Source organism: Neoroseomonas rubea, from assembly GCF_016106015.1.
Taxonomy (GTDB): Bacteria; Pseudomonadota; Alphaproteobacteria; order Acetobacterales; family Acetobacteraceae; genus Neoroseomonas; species Neoroseomonas rubea.
The window spans coordinates 1-1890 of record NZ_JACADQ010000518.1 but is presented as its reverse complement, the minus strand read 5'-3'; the positions used below and the strand labels follow the sequence as shown (position 1 = coordinate 1890).

Sequence of the window (1890 nt, the reverse complement as noted above, 5' to 3'; positions counted from 1 at the left end):
CATGGCGCCGCCGCCCTGTGGCGCGGGCGGGACACCGATGGCGGGCGCGACGGGAACCGGCGGCGTCGGCGGCGGCGCGCCGGGGAACAGGCGCAGCCCCGCCCCGATCGCGGCCTGGCCATCCGCGCCGAGACCGCCGGCACCGAAGGGCAGCACCGTCGCCGCGCCATCCGCCTGGCCCTTCTGCGCAAGGGCCGGCAGGGCGGCCATCGCGCACGCAACAAGCCCTGGAATGAGGAAAGGTCGCATCGTCGCCGTTCCTACCCCTCGAACCCGGTCCGCGAAGGCCGGGTGGCCGGCGCGGGGACCCAGGTACTCGATCCGTGGCCGGGCCCGCATACGCCAATCGGGCGCAGGGTCCGATGTCTCATGCAGATCAGGCGAGGATAGGGCCAAGTCAAGCGCGGCGCAGCGAAGCGCTTCACACAGGTCGCGCGGCGGTCCCGCGCGCGGCGCAGGAAGGGCGGGCCCTCCTGCGCCGGATGCCGCCGTCACTCGAAGCGGGCGGCTTCCTCGAAGTCGAGCCGCGGGCTGCGCGGGAACAGCCCCTCCGGGTCGCCATAGCCGAGGTTGACCAGGAAGTTGGTGCGGACCTGCGTGCCGGCGAAGAAGGCCTCGTCCACCTTGGCGGCGTCGAAGCCGCTCATCGGCCCGGCATCGAGGCCGACCGCGCGGGCGGCGAGGATCAGGTAGGCGCCCTGCAGGGAGCCGTTGCGGAAGGCGGTCTGCTCGGCGAAGGACATCGATCCGGTGAACCAGTTCTTCGCATCCGGAGCGTGCGGGAACAGCACGGGCAGCTTCTCGTAGAACTGCAGGTCGTGCGCGACGATCACCGTGACCGGCGCGGTCATGGTCTTTTCCATGTTGCCGGCCGACAGCGCGGGCTTGAGCTTCGCCTTGCCTTCCGGCGTGCGGACGAAGACGAAGCGGGCGGGCGACGCATTGGCCGAGGTCGGTGCCATCTTCAGCAGGTCGTACATCTCCCGGAGCTTCTCCTCCGGCACCGGGCGGTCGGTCCACTTGTTGGCCGTCCGCGCCTCCCGGAACAGTTGGTCGAGGGCGGCGGCGTCGATCGTCTCATGCGGCATGGTGCGGTCCTGGAAAGCAGGGGTTTCGTTGCAGACGCATATGGCAGCCCCGGCGCGCGACGCCATGGGGCCGCGCCTATGGCGGCCATCCGCGACGGAAATGACGCGGTCCGGCCGCGCCGGTCAGGTCAGCATCTGCCCGCCATCGACCACGATGGTCTGCCCCGTCACCCAGCGCGCGAGGGGGGAGGCGAGGAACAGCGCCACGTCGGCCACCTCCTCCGCTTCGCCGAGCCGGCCGAAGGGGATGGAGCCCAGGATGCGCTGGTAGAGTGCCGGGTCCTCCGCCCGCCGCTTCTCCCAGGTGCCGCCGGGGAATTCGATGGAACCCGGCGCGACCGCGTTCACCCGGATGCCGTCCTTTGCGAGCGCGGCGGCCTGGGAGGCGGTGTAGTTGATGATCAGCGCCTTCACCGCCGCATAGGCCGGCGTGCGCACGGACGGGCCGAGACCCGAGATCGAGGTGGTGTTCACGATGCAGCCGCGCGAGGCCCGCAGGTGGTCCAGCGCGGCGTGGCTCGCGCGGACGGTCGCCATCACGTCCACATCGAGGCCTCGCTTCCACCCTTCCTCGGTATCCCCCATGCCGAAGCCGGAGGCGTTGTTGACCAGCACGTCGATGCCGCCGAGCGCCGCCGCCGCCGCCGCGACCCAGGCCTCGATCTGCGCCGCGTCGGCGAGGTCCGCTGCCTGTACGTGCTGCACGCCCTCGGTCGCCAGCGCGGCGAGCCCGTCCGCCCCGCGTGCGCAGGCCGAAACGCGCGCCCCGGCGCGCGCGAAGCCGAGCGCGATCGCCCGCCCG

General features: G+C 72.3%; 3 protein-coding genes. All 3 read right to left on the bottom strand.

From position 1 onward, the window contains the following. Positions 1-210: hypothetical protein (locus tag HW577_RS24390; protein ID WP_232475218.1), on the bottom strand; the 210-nt coding region annotated here is incomplete at its 3' end. Positions 211-491: 281 nt separating this feature from the next. Next, the gene (locus HW577_RS24385) at positions 492-1088 is read right to left on the bottom strand and encodes a malonic semialdehyde reductase (protein ID WP_198378690.1); all 597 of its coding nucleotides are present in this window, start codon (positions 1086-1088) and stop codon (positions 492-494) included. Positions 1089-1211: 123 nt separating this feature from the next. Next, positions 1212-1890, bottom strand: a 679-nt coding sequence (locus tag HW577_RS24380; protein ID WP_198378689.1) for an SDR family NAD(P)-dependent oxidoreductase, incomplete at its 5' end; no start/stop codon positions are given.

What these genes read in the sequence shown, in the direction of transcription:
- HW577_RS24385 (WP_198378690.1), bottom strand. Translation starts at nt 1,088, where the DNA reads ATGCCGCATGAGACGATCGACGCCGCCGCCCTCGACCAACTGTTCCGG.